The organism is Thermoanaerobacterium xylanolyticum LX-11 (assembly GCF_000189775.2).
Taxonomy (GTDB): Bacteria; Bacillota; Thermoanaerobacteria; order Thermoanaerobacterales; family Thermoanaerobacteraceae; genus Thermoanaerobacterium; species Thermoanaerobacterium thermosulfurigenes.
Map to the genome: position 1 here is coordinate 1750908 of NC_015555.1, position 18818 is coordinate 1769725.

Here is an 18818-nt window from a genome sequence, read left to right on the forward strand (position 1 = left end):
TTTTCCATAGTCATATAATAAAGATGAAATTTTTTCATAAATAGGAGGTGAATTGTTAATTAATTTTTCTTAAATCCTATGAAATTTTACGATAAAGGAGTGAAGGAGTTGAAAAGATTTTCTCTGTCAAAAATCATCTTAGCTTTTGTCTTGTCACTAACGCTTATTTTTCCTTACTTAAATGTTACAGCATTAGCAGATTCAGTTACTATCACACAAGATCAACTGAATATTGTAAACCCATTTATTACACAAGCAGCTACAACTTTTGCAAGTTTACCGTATAATCAAAGAGAAGAAGTAGTACAAAAAGTAAGAAACTTTGTAAATGGAAATATAAGTCAAACTACTAGCAATTTACTAAATAGCATAGCAAACACGCTATCTAGCATAAATACAACAAATTACAATGTAACAGCAGACAATATCGTACTTTTAGCACAAGCAATGAAGACATTCATAACATCAGATAAGCGCAAATCTATACTAGATCAAATTGAAAGCGGTACTATAACAGATGTCACATTAAAACCAAAGGACATAGACACAGATGCATTAAGTAGTTTTAATGATGCTCACAGCAATGTCATCAATTTCTTAATAGACAATGTTCAAACAGGCAGTTTGTTAAATTTAATTCAAGAACATCACAATAACTTAAGGATAGACGATAATTTTAAAGTGTACTACGCTTTAGGAGATACTGTATATTCATTAGATGATATAAGCAAAAACCAAGATCTTAAGGATTTAGCAAATGAACTCTTAAAAGATATGGGTAACAATTTAACTCTAGACGATATTGTCACTGCTGCAGATAGCTTTTCTAGTGCCGCAAGAGGATTGTCATCAGATAATCAAAATCTCCTTCGAGCAGTATTGAATGCGTATGGCATTCAAAATTACACACCTTCTAATGGTAGCGGAAACAACAGTGGTGGAAGCAGTGGTAGCGGAACTATAGGCGGCGGTTCATCAAGTAGTGGAACAGAAGTAACCGAAGTCGGAACACTTGTTGCATCATCTAATGTAGACTTGACAAAAGAAACAACCGTTGCTAGCTCAGACAACGCAATAAGTCTCTATATACCTGCAGGTGTTATAACTAATAACGATGGTTCAACACTTAAAGTTTCTATAAATGTACTTGATGATACACAAGCTAAGACAATCGCTGATAAAGTAAATATAGCATCACTTACACTTCTCGGCAAAGTATATGAGTTCTATTTTAAAGCTACAAAAGATGGGAAAGATACATACATTTCTTCATTCGACAAACCAATAACAGTGAAGCTGTCGTTAAATGGTATAGATACGACAAAGTACGATCCAAAGAAAATAAGCTTATTTAAGATTGACAACGATACTGCTATATATAAAGGCGGTAAATACGACAAAACAACAAACACTATAACAACTAAACTATATGGTTTTAGCACATATGCGCTTATGTACTACAATAAAACATTCAAAGATATATCAAATCACTGGGCAAAAAGCGATATAGAATACATGGCATCTAAACATATAACAGATGGTATAACATCTGATACTTTTAATCCTGAAGGAAATGTAACAAGAGCACAATTTGCTGCATTTCTAATCAAACTATTAAATGTACCATATCAAACGAAAGCAACACCATTTACAGATGTAAAAAGTAGTGATTGGTATTACAACGACGTGACAACAGCGTACAATATTGGATTGGTAAAAGGCATCTCATCTGACAAATTTGCTCCAAATGACAATATAACTAGAGAGCAGATGGCTGCAATGGCTCTTGATGCGTTGAAATATATGGGTAAAGATACTGCCATCAGCCAAGATGAAGTGACAAAATTTTTAGCACAATATAAAGATACTAAAGATGTATCAGGTTGGGCAAAAGAGGCTGTTGCAGCATCTGTCAAATATAATATCATGAATGGGATGACACAAGTTACCTACAGTCCACTTTCAACATCAACAAGAGCACAAGCAATTGCCGTAATAAGCAGATTATTTGACATGCAGTAAAAATATATAGAGGGGAACATAGATCTCTTCCCCTCTACATTTATTATTGCGAGGTAGAGTATGAAAAAGGCAATAATTATTATATCAATATCAATATCAATATTGCTCATATCAGGCTTAACATATGTGGGAATTAACTATGCATTTAACAAAATTTCATCAAATTTACTATCAAATATGGTATTGAAAAATAGCACTGAAAACTCTTTAAATGGCAATCAACATGAAACTAAAAACATCAACAGTTATGAAATCAACAGTGACAATCCAAAAAACAATGAGAATACAAAAAATGAAGACAACAATCCTTTGGGTAATAAAAACAATAGTTCTTCAAGTAAAAACTCAAACAATAATAGCAATAAAACAAATGCATCAACTAATTCTACTGTGACAAAAGACACTATCAAACAAATTGAAAGTTCAGTTTCCGTTTCTGACAAAGCTGAAATTGTAAAAATGGTAACATCAAAACTTAGTACTAGTGACATTCAATATTTAATGTCGCTATTAAAAGGTGGTTTAACACCTGAAGAAAAAGAAAAAGCCAAAAACATTGCCTATTCAAAATTTTCTCCTGCTGAAATCGAAAGAATCAAAGAATTATATCACAAATACTATTTAGCAGGTAATAAGTAGCTATTTTATTATCTGTAATACCATATTATTCTGCATAATTTTATACATATGTGAATGATTAAGAGTAAAAATACATTTTTTACTCTTATTTTTATTAAAAATCTTTGTTATTTAAACCAGTAAAAGTAACACGCTATACTTATAAAATTTAAAAACTTTTAATCATTTTTAATATTTATTTAATGAATGAGTAAACATTAAAATGTATAATATTGTTAAATATATATAAGCAAGGGAGGAAAAGCAATTGAAAAAATTGTTAATGATATTTTTAGCATTAGCACTGCTTTTAAGCAGTTGTCAACTTGATAATAAGAATAGTCTAAACATAACAAGTAAAATTACTGCTAAACATGCCGCAAGTAGTGAAAAGTCGGATTTAAACATTGAAAAAAATAAAGATACAGTTTCTGTAGAAAAATGGAAATGGGATTTTAAAGATAATCATATTTCACTAGATAATTTACAGTTATACAAAAGCGTTGATAGCGGCAAATCATGGAATAAAATTTCTATTCCGATGGATAAAATTCCTAAAGAATCATACACCGATGCTGAAAGCATAGTACCTTATTTTTTAGGAGACATCGGATGGGTATCTTGGATTGTGCCGCCAACGCTATACACACTCAAAACCACAGACGGTGGGTTGCATTGGAAAAAATTAAGTTTTGAAATTGAACAATTGGGAGAGGATATAGCTGCCCTCCAGTTTATTACAGCTGATGAAGGCTGGGTCTTAACGGTACTACATGGGGCAGGAATGCAGATAAATTATTTATTAAAAACAGACAACGGTGGTACATCGTGGAAAGAAATAAAAATAACTTCAGACAAAAATTACACAGGTCTCTACAGTTCTGGAAATTATTCAAACATGATATTTTATGGTCGCTACAATGGCTGGATAACTGTCTCAAATAGCACATCTTCAGAAACCGTAACATATAAAACATCTGATGGAGGAAAAACGTGGTCAAAAGTTTTATTGCCAGTGCCAAAAAGTTACAAAAAATACTACGTCATGTCTGCAAATGTCCCTGTCCTCGTAGGTGTCAAAAATTACACATTTACTGTAGAGTATAGGGGACTTAGCAACAATAAAACCGTAAAACATGCAATAACGTATAAGTCAAATGATGGCGGAAATAAATGGGAAATAGCCCATATAGACTAAATCTTATTTTACATTCAAACCAGAAATCGCAACTTCATCCAAAACATCATGGTCACTTAATTTTAAAGTTTTTAGATATTTTATAAAGTCGTCTTTTAAGTCGTCTCTTTTCAAAGCATATTCAACAGTAGCCTTAAGATACCCTAATTTATCTCCTACATCATACCTCTTGCCTTCAAAATTATATGCGTATATTGCTTCATAGTCTAATAGCACTTTAAGTGCATCAGTAAGCTGTATTTCACCACCTGCTCCGGGCCTTAAGTCTTTTAGTATATCAAATATCCTTGGCGATATTATATATCTTCCAAGTATGGCCATGTTTGACGGTGCTTCTTCTTTTTTTGGCTTCTCTACTAGGTTGTTTACTCTATACAGCCTGTCATCAATCATGTTGGCATCTACTATGCCGTATTTGTCTACTTCACTTTTTGGCACTTCTTGTACGCCTATTATGGAACAGTTGTATCTTTCGTACTGTTCTATCATCTGCTTCAATACGGGTACTTCTGCATCAACTATATCGTCCCCTAAAAGAACTGCAAATGGCTCATCTCCTACAAATGTATGTGCACAATAAATGGCATGTCCAAGTCCTTTCGGCTCTTTTTGCCTTATATAATGTATATCCACCATATTTGTTATATCTTCAACGAGGTTTAAAAGATTTTCTTTGCCTTTTTTCTTTAATTCTAACTCTAATTCTACAGATTTGTCGAAATGGTCCTCTATGGCTCTTTTGTTTCTTCCTGTTATTATGAGTATATCCTCTATGCCAGAGTTTACGGCTTCTTCCACTATATATTGTATAGTCGGCTTATCAACTATTGGAAGCATCTCCTTTGGCTGTGCTTTTGTTGCAGGTAAAAACCTTGTTCCAAGTCCTGCCGCTGGAATTATCGCTTTTCTTATTTTCATGCGTATTCCTCCATTATTTCATAGCGTTTGTAATCATGATTTATTTAGCATATTTTAAGTTCTAAACAGTTTATGAAATATGCCTTTTTTCTTTAAAACAGGTTCGCGAACATCTATTTCAAGTCCATTTATCACTTTGTATCCATTTTCAACAATATAATCAATAACTTCATGATCAATTCCGCTATCTTTCAATATCAATAGCGAATCAACAATATGTGGAGATCGCCCTTTCGCAGTATGAGCATCTGATGCTATTAAATGCACCATATTTAATCTGGTTAGGTGAGCAACCTTCTTCGCAATCTTGTTTCCAAAGAGTCCGGTTACGCTGGTGGAATTAACCTGCATTAATGCTCCCTTTTTAATAAGATTATACACTAAATCAAAATTATCGTCGACGTATTTATATCTTTCTATATGGGCAATTATAGGCGTAACGCCCATTAATTTAAATTCAAATATCACGTCTTCTACATAGCTAGGAAATTCCACCATCGGAAGTTCTACCAATATATATTTGCCATTATCGCTAATAGACATAATGCTGCCCTCTTTATATTTTGATGGCAACGTATGAGAAATATATGCCTCACAACCAGGCAATATTTTTACATCAATACCATTTTTCAAAAAATAATTGTTTAATAAGTCACATTTATTTTTTATAAAGTCTTTACTTATTTCACTTTCGTATTCGATATAGTGTGGAGTTGCTACTATCGTCTTGATACCATCTTTTTGGGCTATTTGTGCCATTTCTAAAGATGTATCAATGTCGGCTGCTCCGTCGTCAATTTCTGGTAGTATATGGCAATGAATGTCAACCATTATTTTTTCCTTCTTTTCCTTTTATGTTTGCTTCCATCATTATTATAATAATAGTAATAATAATAGTCACTTCTTTGTTCTTTTACTTTATTTAAAACAGCTCCAAGAATATTAGCTTTCAAATTTGTAAGAATTTCCTTTGCTCTTTTGGTAGCTTCAATTTCTGTCTTATTTGCTTGGATAACTAAAATAACCCCATCCACTACTGGCGCAAGAACCGTAGGATCTGTTACCAATAAAACGGGCGGTGCATCAAGCAAAACATAATCATAATCTTCTTTAAGTCTGTCTAAAAAAACTTTCATCCTGTTTGAACCTATTAATTCAGATGGATTTGGCGGTATTGGACCAGACGTTATTATACCCAAATTGTCAAATTCTTTATCTGATATAACATACTTTTCATACCTATCATCTTCCACAATTATATTTGTCAATCCACTCATATTTGGTATTTTAAACATCTGGTGCACAGTAGGGTTTCTTAAATCACAATCAACAACAATCACTTTAACGCCAGTCATAGCTAATGCATATGCCAGATTTTTTATAATTGTGCTTTTCCCTTCATTTGGCAACGAACTTGTTATCAAAATGCTTTTTACTTTTTTATCCACGCTAGTAAATTGTAAATTTGTCCTCAATGAGCGAAAAGCTTCTGAAACTGTTGTCTTTGAGTTAACAACATTATTTTTGAATACATTATTATTTACATCAATCAATTATATGGCCTCCTCAGTCTTTAAGTTCAGGAATTACACCCAGTACAGGCAAATCAAGATATTTTTTTACATCGTCAATACTTTTGTATGTCTTATCAAAGTACTCAAATAGAAATATTATAAATATGCTTACCATTATGCCTAATATCGCAGCAATGCTCATATTAAGTGTCGGCTTTGGACTTATCTTAGTTGTAGGAGGTATAGCCTCATCAATCACACTTACATTGTCAACTTTCATTATTTTTACTATATTATCGACGAATGAACCTGCAACTGCATTAGCTATATCTGCTGCAATCTTTGGGTCATTATCTTTTACACTTATATTTATTACTTCTGTATCCCCTTCTTCTGCTACATCTATATTTTTCTTTAACTGATCTGTCGTCATATTTAAATTCAATTTATTTATAGCTTCTTGCAGTACTGATCTGCTTGTTGCGATTTCCGCATATGTTGCTGCAAGAAGCCTGTTCGTCTGAACATCCTGAAACTGAATTTGTCCATTATTGTACTGTGCTGTTTGAGATTTGCTTACAATTAGCGATGTACTAGCCTGATACGTTGGCTTTATTACATAAAAGGACAAAATTCCGCTCATCACTACTGCTGCTACAGTAATAATTAATATGAGCCACCATCTTTTTCTTAAAATTTCCAAAATCTCCTTCAAATCTATTTCTTCTTCACTCATAGTCTAATTTCTCTCCTTTGCTATTAATTTGTCTTTTCAATTTTTAAAACACAACCCTTATTAAAAACTTATAAACTAATTACGATTCTACGACACTTCAGACAACTTATTAAATTCACCATTGTCTAGTTCCTCTACAATATGTATTCCTAAGTCAACAAGATTAGCATTTCCAGATACATTTAGCCTAACTTTTACCCTTCCTTTTCGTTTATCAATTTTTTCGATAAGACCTTCAAACCCTTTAAGCGGTCCATCGATTATCTTAACTTTACCACCTATCTTGATTCCTGTTGAGAATCCAACAATGTCAGAGTCGCCTACGAGCGAAAGTATAATCTTTATTTCTTCTTCTCTAACCTCAGCAGGCTCTGCCTCATCTTTTAAAAATTTTAAAAAGCGAGGTAATCTTTTAATATCATTGTAAAGTTCATAGCTCATGCACGTCTTTATAAATACGTAACCCGGAAATAAAGACTTTATCTTTTCCACACGATTCTTGCCTTTTCTTTCAATTATTGCCCTTTTAGGTATCAACACTCTAATAGATTTTCTTTTCAATTTACAAAATAGCAATTCAATCAACCTTTTTACTTTCAGTTCATCTCCAGTCCTAGTATATATGACATACCATTTTTCATCATCTTCCACATATGCTGCCTCCTTTTGATTTGTTTTTATGATGTATTCGACATGACACATTAAAAATCCTTCTTTAGTGACCGTTTACAACAAAAAAATCATAAAATTTTTCCAAAACAAAAGGGACGTGATATTTCCCACAGTCCCTTCGTACATTCTTATTTAAGCTCAACACCGTATTTTTTTAATACCTCTGCAAGCTCATCTTTTATCTCTTCAAGCCTTTTTTCAGTATCAGCTTCACACCTTACAATCAATTCAGGTCCTGTATTAGATGCTCTAACAAGCCCCCATCCGCCGTCAAACATGACTCTTGCACCATCGATATCGATCAATTCATATCCTTTTTCTCTAAAATGTTTTGTCACACCTTTTACAACATCAAATTTCTTTTCATCATCGCAGTGCAATCTCAATTCCGGAGTCGACGGATATTTCGGCACATCTGACAAAAGCTCTGACAATGTCTTATTCGTATTAGAAAGTATTCTAAGGAGTCTTGCTGCAGCATACGCCGCATCATCATAGCCATAATACTCATCTGCAAAGAACATGTGGCCTGACATCTCGCCTGTAAAGACAGCATTGATTTCTTTCATCTTTGCCTTTATAAGGCTGTGACCAGTCTTATAGAAGATCGGATTTCCACCAAGTTTCTTTATCTCTTCAGGCAGTGCCTTTGAACATTTTACTTCGACTATGGCATCTGCACCTGGATGCTTTTTCATTATTTCCCTCCAGTAAAGCACCATCAGCATATCGCCCCAGATTATGTTGCCCTTCTCATCAACGACGCCAATCCTATCTCCATCACCGTCAAAAGCTATGCCAACGTCTGCGCTAAGTCTTTTAACCTCACTTATCAAGTCTTTCAGATTGTCTGCATTCACTGGATCAGGAAAATGGTTTGGAAATGTTGGATCTGATTCACAGTACAGTGGGTATACTTCGCACCCAAGCCCGTATATAATATCAGGATATATGTTTGAGCATGTACCGTTTCCACAGTCTACAACAACTTTAAGCTTTTTATCGCCAAGTCTCACCTTATCCTGAATCATCTTTATGTAGCTTTGTATAGGGTATGCGTATTTCAAAGAACCTGTCCCTGTCTTGAAATCACCTTTCTCTGCAATATGATATAGCTTTTTAAGCTCATCACCATATATAGTAGATGGTCCAAATGCAACTTTAAATCCGTTAAACTGCGGTGGATTATGGCTTGCTGTTATCATAAGTCCTGCGTCGTAATTATATAGTATGCGTGAATAGTAAAAAGCAGGCGTAGACAGAACACCGATATCCAGCACATTACATCCAGTAGAAGTAAGTCCCTTTACCACAGCATTTCTTATGGGTTTTGAAGATATCCTGTTGTCTCTGCCTACAATTACATCTTTTACGTTTTTTTCATTTTGAATATATGTACCGAAGGCTTTGCCAATAAGCTCTGCTGTTTCTTCGGTAAGATCATCATTCCATACACCGCGTATATCGTACATCCTAAACATATTTTGATTTAGAGCCATAAAAACTCCCTCCTTTAAAATTAGCGTTCATAATATATTATATACTAAAGTATTACATTCACAAGCTGCATCAATAAAATTCTGTCAAATTCAACTTGAATTATTTATCAATTTTGTTCATTATAATCAAAAAGTCTATGATTAACGCTGTTTCAATAATATTATAAACAATACTATATTAGCCATATCCTTTTGTAAAACCGTGTGGTATAATAATTATAAGTATTAAGAGAAATGGAAGGAAGAAATATGAGCCAAAAATACGATATAACGATGAAAAATATTTTTTCGGATATGACTGATGACATAATGAGTTATTTTCTTGGATTGCAATATACAAAGATTGATGAACTTAATATAGAATTTGCAAGAATAGAACGAAGGGACAGCGACATGATATTCAAATGTACTACTGATAAAGGAAATGTCGCTGTGCATATAGAATTTCAATCAGAAAATGACGGAAAAATGCCTTACAGGATGTTACGATATTCCATGGAGATAATGGAAAAGCATAATCTCTTACCATATCAGATAGTCCTATATATAGGAAAAGACAATGTAAAAATGGCAAATAGCTTAAGCTACGACTTTGGAGAACAAAACACATTAGATTATAAATACAGGATAATAAATGTTGGTAACATAAAATATACTGATGTTGTAGGAACAGACTATTATGACTTGTATTCGCTTCTTCCATTGATGGACCAAAATAGAAGGGAAAAAGAAGGAGAAAAATATTTAGAAAGATGTGTTGAGGCTATAAAAGATATTCCTTTGGACATAAATAAAAAGAAAGACATAACATTTAAGGCTGAGATATTGTCAGGTATAGTTTTTAAAAGAGAAGTTATTGAGAAAGTTTTTTCGGAGGTGGTAAGAATGTTTAGAATTGAAGAATCCGAAACATATAAGATGATAATCGAAAAGGGTATTGAAAAAGGTATTGAAAAGGGTATTGAAAAGGGTATTGAAAAAGGCGAAAAAGAAAAAAGCATAAAAATTGCTAAAAAATTATTAGAAGAAGGTATGGATATTGATAAAATAGCAAAAATTACAGAATTAGCAAAGGAAGAGATAAAAAAATTAATAAATTAAAACAAGTAATGAGCATAACAATTCAAAAACTAATTTGTTATGCTCATTTTTTTAATTAACTCATTGACAATAAATCTTTAATGATATCATCAAGAATAAGCTCTTGATATCCAGCTTTTTTCAATAATCTCATTTTGTCTGCTAAAGGCTTTAATTGAGCCATATCGATTTTATCTATCATTTTAAGCCTTGATTCAGTCAATGTCTTATCTGATAAAGCTTTTATGTAATCTTCAACATCATATCTCCAAAAATGAAATCTGTCAGGATATCTCTTGAAAAGTCTATGTGCTATCTGTAATCCTTCGGGGTCAAAATCACCTGAATAATATATATCTGTACCATTTTTATATAGCATATCTAAAAGGACAAGCAGAGATAATCTGGGCTGGCCATATGCGCATACAAGTGGAACAGGCTTCCTAATAAAATCACATACGGATAAAAAAACACCTGGATTTTCCAATACAAATACTTTTTTGGATGGGCTCTCGACCTTATCCAACACGCTCAAATTGTAAAGCGGTATTTGCAAAACTTCATTGCATTCATAAGCAGCTTCAAACACCTTATTACACTCGTCTTTGCTATATGCCAAAAGCCCTTTAAGCGTCACAAAATTCGATATCTCATCAATCACTATGCCAGCTTTATATAAAAGCTCGGCAACCTCCTCAGAATTTTTCACCTCATCGAACCCAAAAATCGTAGCCAATGCATTTATAAGCATTTTACCACAGTCAGTGTTTACATCGAATCCATGCGGGTCTCTAGTTATATGGGATGAAAAGACTGGCAGCCTTACCTTCTTTCCTTCGTAAACCGGAAGTCTATTTAATGCATCACAAACGTATTTTATATCTTTTTTGAGCAAAGTGCGATCACTATCATATCTCTGATTTATCGTTTTTACACCAATAGCTTTATTTTCATAAATAGATTTCAACCACTGCCAGCACTTTGTCCCTTCATACTCAGATAAAAACTTGTTAAAGAACTTTTCTTTTTCATTTTCATACTGATACATGTCTTCTTTTTTGCTGGTCAGCTTTTCATCAAAATACGATTCTAATATATCCATCAAACTGTACTCTTCAAATCTCGTATTCAAAAATGTCTCTGCAAATTTATTGACATCGATATTTACTGATTTTCGCTTGCTAAAGTCTTTTTTAAAATGGTTAGATAATACTACTTTCTCAGAATCCGTTAAATCATCAAGTTTGATTACACCGCCTATCCTTCCTATGCTCTTATATTTATCCCTAATAGCTTTAAATATCCTTTCATACCCTTTATTTCTTCTAAAAAATGCTATATCATCGGCTTTCATCTACTCACCTACTCCTTGTAAATGCAACCTCATCGTACGAAAAATCATCGATCTCTTCAACACTTTTTTCAATTCCAGTAACTAAACGCCTAATCTTTCCATCCCATTTATATCTTACCAACGACACATAACTTGCATTTTTAGGCCTTATAAGCTCGTATATAGATAGCTCTGGCACTGTATCATAATCGCCCCACAGTACTTGTGAGTTCATGATGAAATTCAATCCCAAGTCTTCTATAAGTTTAAACATATCTCTTATGTTGTTGTCATCCACTCCTGCAAAAGCTTCATCAAGCGATATAATCTTTGGAGCTTGTGATGACGCCGATTGATACATAGAGTACACTGCTGAGAAAAGAGGTATATACATAGCCATAGCTTTCTCTCCACCGCTAAACTTGTAAAAGGCATTGTTTGTAAGTTCTTTGCGATTTTCTCCTTCTTTTTTGAAATACAACTTAAACTCAAACCAATCTCTATAGTCGAGAATGCTCTTCATTATCTGGTGGAATGTATCAGTATTGCTGTTTTCCTCATATATTTTCTTTGCACTTTCAACCTTTGATCTAAAGTGATTTACTACTAAATTAAAATCTTCTTCTTTCATCATGTCTGCATCAAGCTTTAAAAGCTCTACAAGCTCTCTTGTATTTAGCTCTTGCTCATTTGTAGCAGCCTTTGGCTTCCATTCCAATTGAAACTTAAGACCGCTTGACGTATCACGCTGAGACATTAACTCATTCATCTTTTTAACCCATTCTTCTGCTTTAAAGATTCTGCTTCTTATTTTACGCCCTACATTGTGCATGATTATATCCTCAAAAAGCTGCCTATCCTTTTCTTTCATAAGGTTTTCGTTTATTTTTATATCTTCATCGATCATATTATAAAGCCCATAAAGGGATATCTTTTTGTCATTTACTTTCGCTGTTATCTGATATCTTCTTAAATCTTTATATATTTCTTGATAAGTATCAATATCTGTATCAGTTTGTTCAATTTCTACCACATCTAATGAAAGCCCATATTCTACAAGCTCATTTATACAGACATAAAATGCATTTCTTATTTTTTCTGTGGCACTGTCTTTATCAAACTTTGCAAACATCTCTTTGTACTGTGATTGAATAGTCTTCGCTGCTTTATACATATCATCTATATCTGTAAGCTCATCAACGAATCCAAATATTATCTCATCTTTTAACCCTTTATGGTATATGTTTAAAATATCCTGATTTTTTCTTATTTCTTCTTTTAACCTTTCATATTCTTTTTCTTGCAGGACTACTCTCTCTTTAAGTGCAGCAGTTTTAGCAGTTAAATCATTTATTTCTTTTGGTATGTCGTCAATCCTTTTTATACACTGTAAAAGCTCTTTTTGAAGATCTTCTATGCCAAGTTTTTCAATGGTTTCTTTTAATACATTGATCTTTTCTATGCTGTTTTTTATCTTCGCATCTAATACATCAATCTCAAACTTGTAATTATCAATGTCATACTCAATATCTTGTTTCTGCATTTTTCTAGTCTCTGCACTTCTTAAGACAGTAATATAGCTATTGTAATTTATCTGTAATTTCTGTAGGAGATTCTTGTACTCATCTAACTGTTCTAAAGCACTTTCGTAAGATTTGGCATCTGCATGAATGCCAATTCCAGACGTCAACTTCCTAACAATTGCTTTTTTTTCTTGAAGCACATCAAAAAGCTTCTTAGCAGCAATTGTCGCATCATTCAATTTAATCTCCGTGAATTTTTGATTCGATTGCGCTTCTTTCAATTCCTTTAGCGCTTCTTCCAAATCATCTTTCCCTGGAAAATTTTTATATTCTACGTCTAAATCACTTAGCTGAGATTTTATTGACAGTTGTCTATCATTTAGTTCTCTTATTTCACCTTTTATGGCGTCTATTTCTTTAGATATTGATGATATCATTTCATCTCTAAAGCGCCGTCTCGACTCAAAACCTATATACCTTGACTTTACATTTCCTACAGCTTTCCCTTTTAAAACCCCTATTCCATACGTGCCATCATCATTCACATATGTTGCATTCTCTTCCTCATAAATAAATACATTGCTTAAAGCATCTGAAATTTCATCTAAGCCGACACCGCTATTTGAATCGACAACATCAAAATACTGCAGTACATTAAGTTTCATGTTAAAAGTCCCTGGAATGATATACTTATCTGCCATGTCCTTATCCATTTTCATTGCTCTATCAATATCGCTTCTTGACACAATAAGTGCATCCAAGATTCCCATGTCCATAAGAGCTGATTCAATATTTCCCTTTGTATCATCATCTATATCATTTTTAAAGTCAATTGCTTTATAAAGTGGCACATATGCAATTCCTGCTTTATCCAATCTATTTCTGTTTTCTATAACTTCCACATTGCGAGGTGGTTCTGGATCATATGTCTCTCTCCACTTTCTTAATTCCTCTTCTTTTTCATCCAGCTTAGAATTTCTTAAGTCCAATTCATTTTTAACTTTAATCAAGTCCATCTGAAACTTTTCTCTGATATCCTCGTAGGGCTTCCTTACAAATGATATAAGATCTTCATAAGTACTTGTTTTCCCGTATGATAGAACTATTCTGGAAAGTTCTTCGATTTTTTCTCTATTAAGCTTCAAAAATCTATTCGTATCTGACCAATCGTAAATTTTATCAATAAACCTGTTTTTTTCTTCATCAAGCAAAATCTCAATTTCGTTGACTTTTCGTTTCCAGTCCTCGTTTGCCTTTCTCAACCTATCTTCTTCTAACAATGCGTCATTGTATTTTTTGTTTGCGTCTACCTCGTCATTAATGGCATCTAATGCCTTTTTCACTTTTCCTGTATACTCTTTTAGTGAATTGCTCCAAAAATCAAAGTCAAAATCCTTACCATAAGACTTTTTTAATTCTTCTTCTGAGAAGCTATGCTCATCAAAATTGACTTCTTCAGATATAGAAGCCATATCCAAAAGATTTTCTTTTATTTTTTCATCAATGCTATATTCTCTACTGTAAAGCTCCTTTAGCTCTTCCTCTATTTGGAAACATTTCTCTTTTTTCTTTTTAAGCTGAATTTCTTTTAAATCCCTATCTTTTCTAAATTGTTTTAAAATATTTTCTTCTTCAACAAGTTCTCTTTGTGTATTAAAGGCATCATTTTTTCTCAGTTGAATTTCTTTATTTTTCAAAGCCTGAAGTTCACTTTCAAGTTCTGATATTCTATCTTCACCCTGGAAAACATCTTGATTATTTTTTTCAATGCTTTGCAGCAATTCATCACTTTGTTTTTGTACCTTAGACAGCTCACTTTTCTGCACCAAAAGTTTGTCTGCCTTATAATAAAGCATAAACTTATTGTACCTATCATATTCATTTTTAAGCTTCTTTAAAGATTTCATATTTTTATTTAATGAATCTAAATGCAGCTTTATCTGATCCATATTTTCTATCGTCTCAGACATCGACCTTAAATCGTCATCTGTCAAAGGTGATAGAGAGGCATTCAATATGTCGTAAATACGACTTGGTCTTAAATCATTGGAAAGTTTTGGACTCCTAAGCTGTATTAAAAGCTTTATAAGTTCATCATAGTCATCAATGTTTGAAAAACCAAATATATTCTTGTTTACTAATTCCATATATTCTCTTTGCGTATCAACTACTTCTCCGCCACTTCCAATGTAATTTTTAAGCTCTTTTTTGGATAAAGGTATTTTGACTCTTTTCCCATCAATACCTGTCTCTAATTTATAAAGCAATATGTCAATGCCTATTCGCCGTCCATCTTTAATGACAAATCCCCAAAAATCCATGCTTTGATGTCTTTTCGCCTTAAGACCTATGCCTATAGAGATATAATTATCTTTATTTTCCCTTTTAAATTCCATATAAAGATAGCCAGTTCGCTCGTCAATTCCATTTACATCTTCTTCACCTAAAAGATAATCCTCAAGCCTCCTGGCCCTTGAGCCAAATGAATCCAGTCTTTCAGGGCTTTTATTGCCATCTAAAAGAAGAGGTATGAAGCTCTGCATAGTTACAGATTTTCCTGAACCATTGGAACCTCTTAGAAGAAGCCTCCCTCCAGAAAATTCGAATACTTCATCATCATAATACCAAAAGTTAAGAAGACCAGCTCTATTAATTACCCATCTATCATTCATTTTGAATTGCTCCTTTAAAATCATTTCGATATTCACCAATAAACTTTCCTAAGATCGGCATCAAAGTATATGAGTGGGTATCCTCATTGTATATTGCCATTTTCCAGCTTTTCATAAACTCTGTAATCTCATCAAATAATTTTTCATCACTCATATCAGTGTAAATCTTGCTCCATCCGCTTTTAAACCTACTCTTTACATAAGATACGATGTTCATAAATTGCCCTTCTGTAATTTCAATACGGTCATCTATACCTACATTTAAACTGCCGGAATCCATCATATCTCTTAAAACATAAGCTATTTGAAGAACTATGTCAGATATATTTTTATTGTCCGGGAAATAAGATGATGCATATTTATTCTCATCAAAAATTATGTATGCAGATGTTTTATGGATGTGCAGTTGTGCATCGAGATAATCATCAAAATCTTTTTCTAATGTATTTCTGTAGTTTTTTATGTAAATAAAATCTTGATCGTCAGTTCCCTCATAGTAGACGGCTGGAGATAGAAGCAATTTTCTGTAAACTCTATGCCTTCTCTCAAGGACTTTGTTGTCCTCATACCTGTCGTCTTTTATAAAATCTTCCAACGTCATCTCTTCATTTATTTCACTGCTCATAATTCTCATAAAGTATCTTGAAAGCCCCGTATTTTCATATAAAACCTCTACATCGCGACTATCGGCAAATCTTTCATGCTCTCCATCATCAACTTTTATCATTTTCATTTTTTCTGCAAAATTAAGTACCCTGACAAGGGATTTTCTATGCTTAAACAAGGTCCAATCAACACTTTCCATGCCTTCGTACTGCATCTCAATATACTCCGTTATATTTGAAAGTATAAATTGATCACCTATGCCCATATCCTCTAAAAACGCAAGGAGAAGACATAAAAACGCATAATCCATCGAGCTCTGAAACTCTTCAATCCCCATCCACTTCTCAGCATCACCAGGTATTTTTTCTAGCTTTATAAGAAATGGATTTACGATAAGACGATATCCTAACTTATCCTCTACAAATGATCTTAATTTCTTTTCATTGTCACGTATTCTATTAAACATTTCCGTGTCATCTTTTGTAACCCAAAAGTTTTCTAAAAGGATTTTAAGTTCTTCCAACTAAAAACACCACCGTATCAATTTAAAAACTCTATCGTTACATCAGGCATTTCAAGAATCCCATCTGTACATTTTAGAACTATCGTCTTGTTCCTTGAAATGCTGACTTTGTATGTCCTTCCATCTTCTGATTTTGCTATGTTTTTAGGCTGATTTAAGGATTTGCTTATCCAATTTAAAAGGGTTGTCCTTATAAAAGGCTTAATTACTGGCAACTCTCTCAGTACAATCTTGCCGTCAATTATATACTTTGATATTTCTTCAATCTCACTGTGTCTTTCTTCAAGGTACTGTTTTAAGCACATCTCTTTTTCTTCTACCCTATCTATTATAGCATTTGTCTTTGTGGATTGTGTATAATTTCTCGTCTTTGGTCTTATTAAGAATTTACATGGCATATCATCCCACACGCTTTCATTTATGCTTTCAGTCTTTTTGTCAAAATCGCCATATAAATGTCTCGTGTGAAAAACTCCAAATACAACTGATGAAAGCTTATGTGCATAGTTTATATCATCAGTATTTGCAAATATCTTTGAAAGCTTTATATACTCACTTTTCCTGCTGGCCGTCTTTAACCTGTTTTCAGAAATTCTGGCCGCATACATCGTGATCTTTCTTATTATCTCATTTGATATTTCAAGAAGCCTGTACGCTTCACTATCTTCATCGCTGTTTCCTCTAAACCAAAATACTATGTTTTGCCATTTGCTTAATATATTTTCTTTGACATCATTAATATCAAAATCTTTATCCAACCTCGGTATGTTCTCCTCATAAAGCAGCAATTTTTCTACAATATCTTCTAATGACTTTTTATCAAGCTTATTTAAAAGCGATACGATAACTTGAGAAAATCTCTGCAAATCCTTTATATATCCTCTTAAATACTCAGTAAGCTTGTCTTTGTATATTAAGAAAGCATCTGTCTTCATAAGTTCATCTGCATTTGAACTTTGCAAGCTGGCAATGTAGTCTATAGCGTTATGATAAATATTTTCAAAATCTGAAGTAAAATCTTTCCACCATCTATATACAGCTTCTAAGTCGTCACTTTTAGATATATCGTCAATTTTCTTTAAGCTTTCATACAATCTTTGGAATAAAGATGGCTCTAAAGAACCACCATAACCCTTTATTTTCTCGAGATTAATTGTCATCCTTTCTATTTCTATCGAATACTCGCTAAGCATGTATCTAAATTTTTTATTTTTAAATTCTTCTGCAGATTGAGCTCTTCCAGTGTCCTGCTCAGCAATCAAGTTTTTCCACTCAGTCAGCGACTTTAAATCCTGCTCACACTTATCCAATGTATAGTCGTAAAACAAATCAAAACTTTTTACATAATTATACACATCCTCTTTAGTCAGCCAATATCTAAGCCTCTCATAATTTTGATAAAAATACCGCATGATGAGGCGATACCTTGATGCATTATCAGCAGTAAGGTATCTTGCCTCATCTATAGGCTTTATGACATTAAAATTTATTTTATCAGTCATAATTTTTCACCTTTAAAATGTACTGCCATTGTATCCCCAATTTTCACCGGCAAATTCTTGAATGACTATGTACACATTGTCCTTAGGATATTTTAAATTACTTTCAAAAATATTGCAGATTCTGGCGGAAATCTTTTCCTTTTGTTCTCTTGTAAGCTTTCCTATTAACTGTATCTCTACGATTGCACCTTTATCTAAAGGCTCTCCATGAAAATACAAATCATCGCCTTCTGTAAATCTCACCATAAGCCAATTTTCGCTTTTACCGGCTACATCCATCATCATAGATGCAAAATCTGTCTTTAAAGTATTTTTCAAATCGTCACTTAGTTTTTCCTTTGTAATTGAATTGATTATAGGCATATAGATACACTCCTTTATATATAGAAATTTAATAACTTA

Annotated in this window: 15 protein-coding genes; 4 read left to right on the top strand and 11 right to left on the bottom strand. The window is 33.1% G+C overall.

The features are described from left to right. Positions 1 to 99 precede the first annotated feature (99 nt). The 3 genes from THEXY_RS08680 to THEXY_RS08690 all read left to right on the top strand — a co-directional run bounded on the left by THEXY_RS08680 (position 100) and on the right by THEXY_RS08690 (position 3838). The gene (locus tag THEXY_RS08680) at positions 100 to 2022 is read left to right on the top strand and encodes an S-layer homology domain-containing protein (RefSeq protein WP_230197574.1); all 1923 of its coding nucleotides are present in this window, start codon (positions 100 to 102) and stop codon (positions 2020 to 2022) included. A 60-nt stretch (positions 2023 to 2082) separates the two neighbouring features. Further along, positions 2083 to 2661, top strand: coding sequence for a hypothetical protein (locus tag THEXY_RS08685; RefSeq protein WP_013788467.1), 579 nt, complete (start codon positions 2083 to 2085; stop codon positions 2659 to 2661). Positions 2662 to 2908: 247 nt separating this feature from the next. Continuing rightward, positions 2909 to 3838, top strand: a complete 930-nt coding sequence (locus THEXY_RS08690) for a WD40/YVTN/BNR-like repeat-containing protein (protein ID WP_013788468.1) — start codon at positions 2909 to 2911, stop codon at positions 3836 to 3838. A 3-nt stretch (positions 3839 to 3841) separates the two neighbouring features. Here THEXY_RS08690 and galU read toward each other — a convergent pair whose 3' ends face one another. The 6 genes from galU to THEXY_RS08720 all read right to left on the bottom strand — a co-directional run bounded on the left by galU (position 3842) and on the right by THEXY_RS08720 (position 9177). After that, positions 3842 to 4756, bottom strand: a complete 915-nt coding sequence (galU, locus tag THEXY_RS08695) for a UTP--glucose-1-phosphate uridylyltransferase GalU (protein ID WP_013788469.1) — start codon at positions 4754 to 4756, stop codon at positions 3842 to 3844. 54 nt (positions 4757 to 4810) lie between these two features. Further along, positions 4811 to 5587, bottom strand: coding sequence for a tyrosine-protein phosphatase (locus THEXY_RS08700; RefSeq protein ID WP_013788470.1), 777 nt, complete (start codon positions 5585 to 5587; stop codon positions 4811 to 4813). Beyond that, positions 5587 to 6309, bottom strand: coding sequence for a CpsD/CapB family tyrosine-protein kinase (locus tag THEXY_RS08705; RefSeq protein ID WP_013788471.1), 723 nt, complete (start codon positions 6307 to 6309; stop codon positions 5587 to 5589). The genes THEXY_RS08700 and THEXY_RS08705 overlap by 1 nt, the downstream gene beginning before the upstream one ends. A 13-nt stretch (positions 6310 to 6322) precedes the next feature. After that, positions 6323 to 7006 (bottom strand): YveK family protein, encoded by a 684-nt coding sequence (locus THEXY_RS08710; protein ID WP_013788472.1) that lies wholly within the window; start codon positions 7004 to 7006, stop codon positions 6323 to 6325. Between the two features lie 87 nt (positions 7007 to 7093). Continuing rightward, complete coding sequence (loaP, locus tag THEXY_RS08715) at positions 7094 to 7708, bottom strand: antiterminator LoaP (RefSeq protein ID WP_013788473.1); 615 nt, start codon at positions 7706 to 7708, stop codon at positions 7094 to 7096. Positions 7709 to 7806: 98 nt separating this feature from the next. Further along, positions 7807 to 9177, bottom strand: coding sequence for a phosphomannomutase/phosphoglucomutase (locus THEXY_RS08720; protein ID WP_013788474.1), 1371 nt, complete (start codon positions 9175 to 9177; stop codon positions 7807 to 7809). A 249-nt stretch (positions 9178 to 9426) separates the two neighbouring features. On the opposite strand from THEXY_RS08720, the gene THEXY_RS08725 reads away from it, so the two are divergent. Next, entirely contained in the window at positions 9427 to 10278 is an 852-nt protein-coding gene (locus tag THEXY_RS08725; RefSeq protein ID WP_013788475.1) for an Rpn family recombination-promoting nuclease/putative transposase, read from the top strand. 55 nt (positions 10279 to 10333) lie between these two features. Here the strand turns inward: THEXY_RS08725 and THEXY_RS08730 are convergent, their stop codons facing one another. From THEXY_RS08730 to THEXY_RS08750, 5 genes are read right to left on the bottom strand one after another with little or no spacing between them, the layout of a single operon-like run. Continuing rightward, positions 10334 to 11611, bottom strand: coding sequence for a TIGR02679 family protein (locus tag THEXY_RS08730; RefSeq protein WP_013788476.1), 1278 nt, complete (start codon positions 11609 to 11611; stop codon positions 10334 to 10336). A 4-nt stretch (positions 11612 to 11615) separates the two neighbouring features. Continuing rightward, the gene (locus tag THEXY_RS08735) at positions 11616 to 15785 is read right to left on the bottom strand and encodes a TIGR02680 family protein (RefSeq protein ID WP_013788477.1); all 4170 of its coding nucleotides are present in this window, start codon (positions 15783 to 15785) and stop codon (positions 11616 to 11618) included. Further along, the gene (locus tag THEXY_RS08740) at positions 15778 to 16914 is read right to left on the bottom strand and encodes a TIGR02678 family protein (protein ID WP_013788478.1); all 1137 of its coding nucleotides are present in this window, start codon (positions 16912 to 16914) and stop codon (positions 15778 to 15780) included. Before THEXY_RS08740 ends, THEXY_RS08735 begins: the two co-directional genes overlap by 8 nt. A 17-nt stretch (positions 16915 to 16931) precedes the next feature. Then, positions 16932 to 18416: a TIGR02677 family protein gene (locus tag THEXY_RS08745; protein ID WP_013788479.1), complete on the bottom strand. Its 1485-nt coding sequence runs from the start codon at positions 18414 to 18416 to the stop codon at positions 16932 to 16934. Between the two features lie 12 nt (positions 18417 to 18428). Beyond that, positions 18429 to 18779 carry a phenylpyruvate tautomerase MIF-related protein gene (locus tag THEXY_RS08750; protein WP_013788480.1) on the bottom strand — a complete coding sequence of 117 codons (351 nt, stop codon included), beginning with the start codon at positions 18777 to 18779 and terminating at the stop codon, positions 18429 to 18431. Positions 18780 to 18818: the final 39 nt, after the last annotated feature.

Bases quoted from the DNA above. Each gene is read 5' to 3' on its own strand.
- THEXY_RS08685 (WP_013788467.1), top strand. From the start codon at position 2,083: ATGAAAAAGGCAATAATTATTATATCAATATCAATATCAATATTGCTC.
- THEXY_RS08710 (WP_013788472.1), bottom strand. From the start codon at position 7,006: ATGAGTGAAGAAGAAATAGATTTGAAGGAGATTTTGGAAATTTTAAGA.
- galU (WP_013788469.1), bottom strand. From the start codon at position 4,756: ATGAAAATAAGAAAAGCGATAATTCCAGCGGCAGGACTTGGAACAAGG.
- THEXY_RS08750 (WP_013788480.1), bottom strand. From the start codon at position 18,779: ATGCCTATAATCAATTCAATTACAAAGGAAAAACTAAGTGACGATTTG.
- THEXY_RS08735 (WP_013788477.1), bottom strand. From the start codon at position 15,785: ATGAATGATAGATGGGTAATTAATAGAGCTGGTCTTCTTAACTTTTGG.
- THEXY_RS08725 (WP_013788475.1), top strand. From the start codon at position 9,427: ATGAGCCAAAAATACGATATAACGATGAAAAATATTTTTTCGGATATG.
- THEXY_RS08745 (WP_013788479.1), bottom strand. From the start codon at position 18,416: ATGACTGATAAAATAAATTTTAATGTCATAAAGCCTATAGATGAGGCA.
- THEXY_RS08730 (WP_013788476.1), bottom strand. From the start codon at position 11,611: ATGAAAGCCGATGATATAGCATTTTTTAGAAGAAATAAAGGGTATGAA.
- THEXY_RS08720 (WP_013788474.1), bottom strand. From the start codon at position 9,177: ATGGCTCTAAATCAAAATATGTTTAGGATGTACGATATACGCGGTGTA.
- loaP (WP_013788473.1), bottom strand. From the start codon at position 7,708: ATGTGTCATGTCGAATACATCATAAAAACAAATCAAAAGGAGGCAGCA.
- THEXY_RS08700 (WP_013788470.1), bottom strand. From the start codon at position 5,587: ATGGTTGACATTCATTGCCATATACTACCAGAAATTGACGACGGAGCA.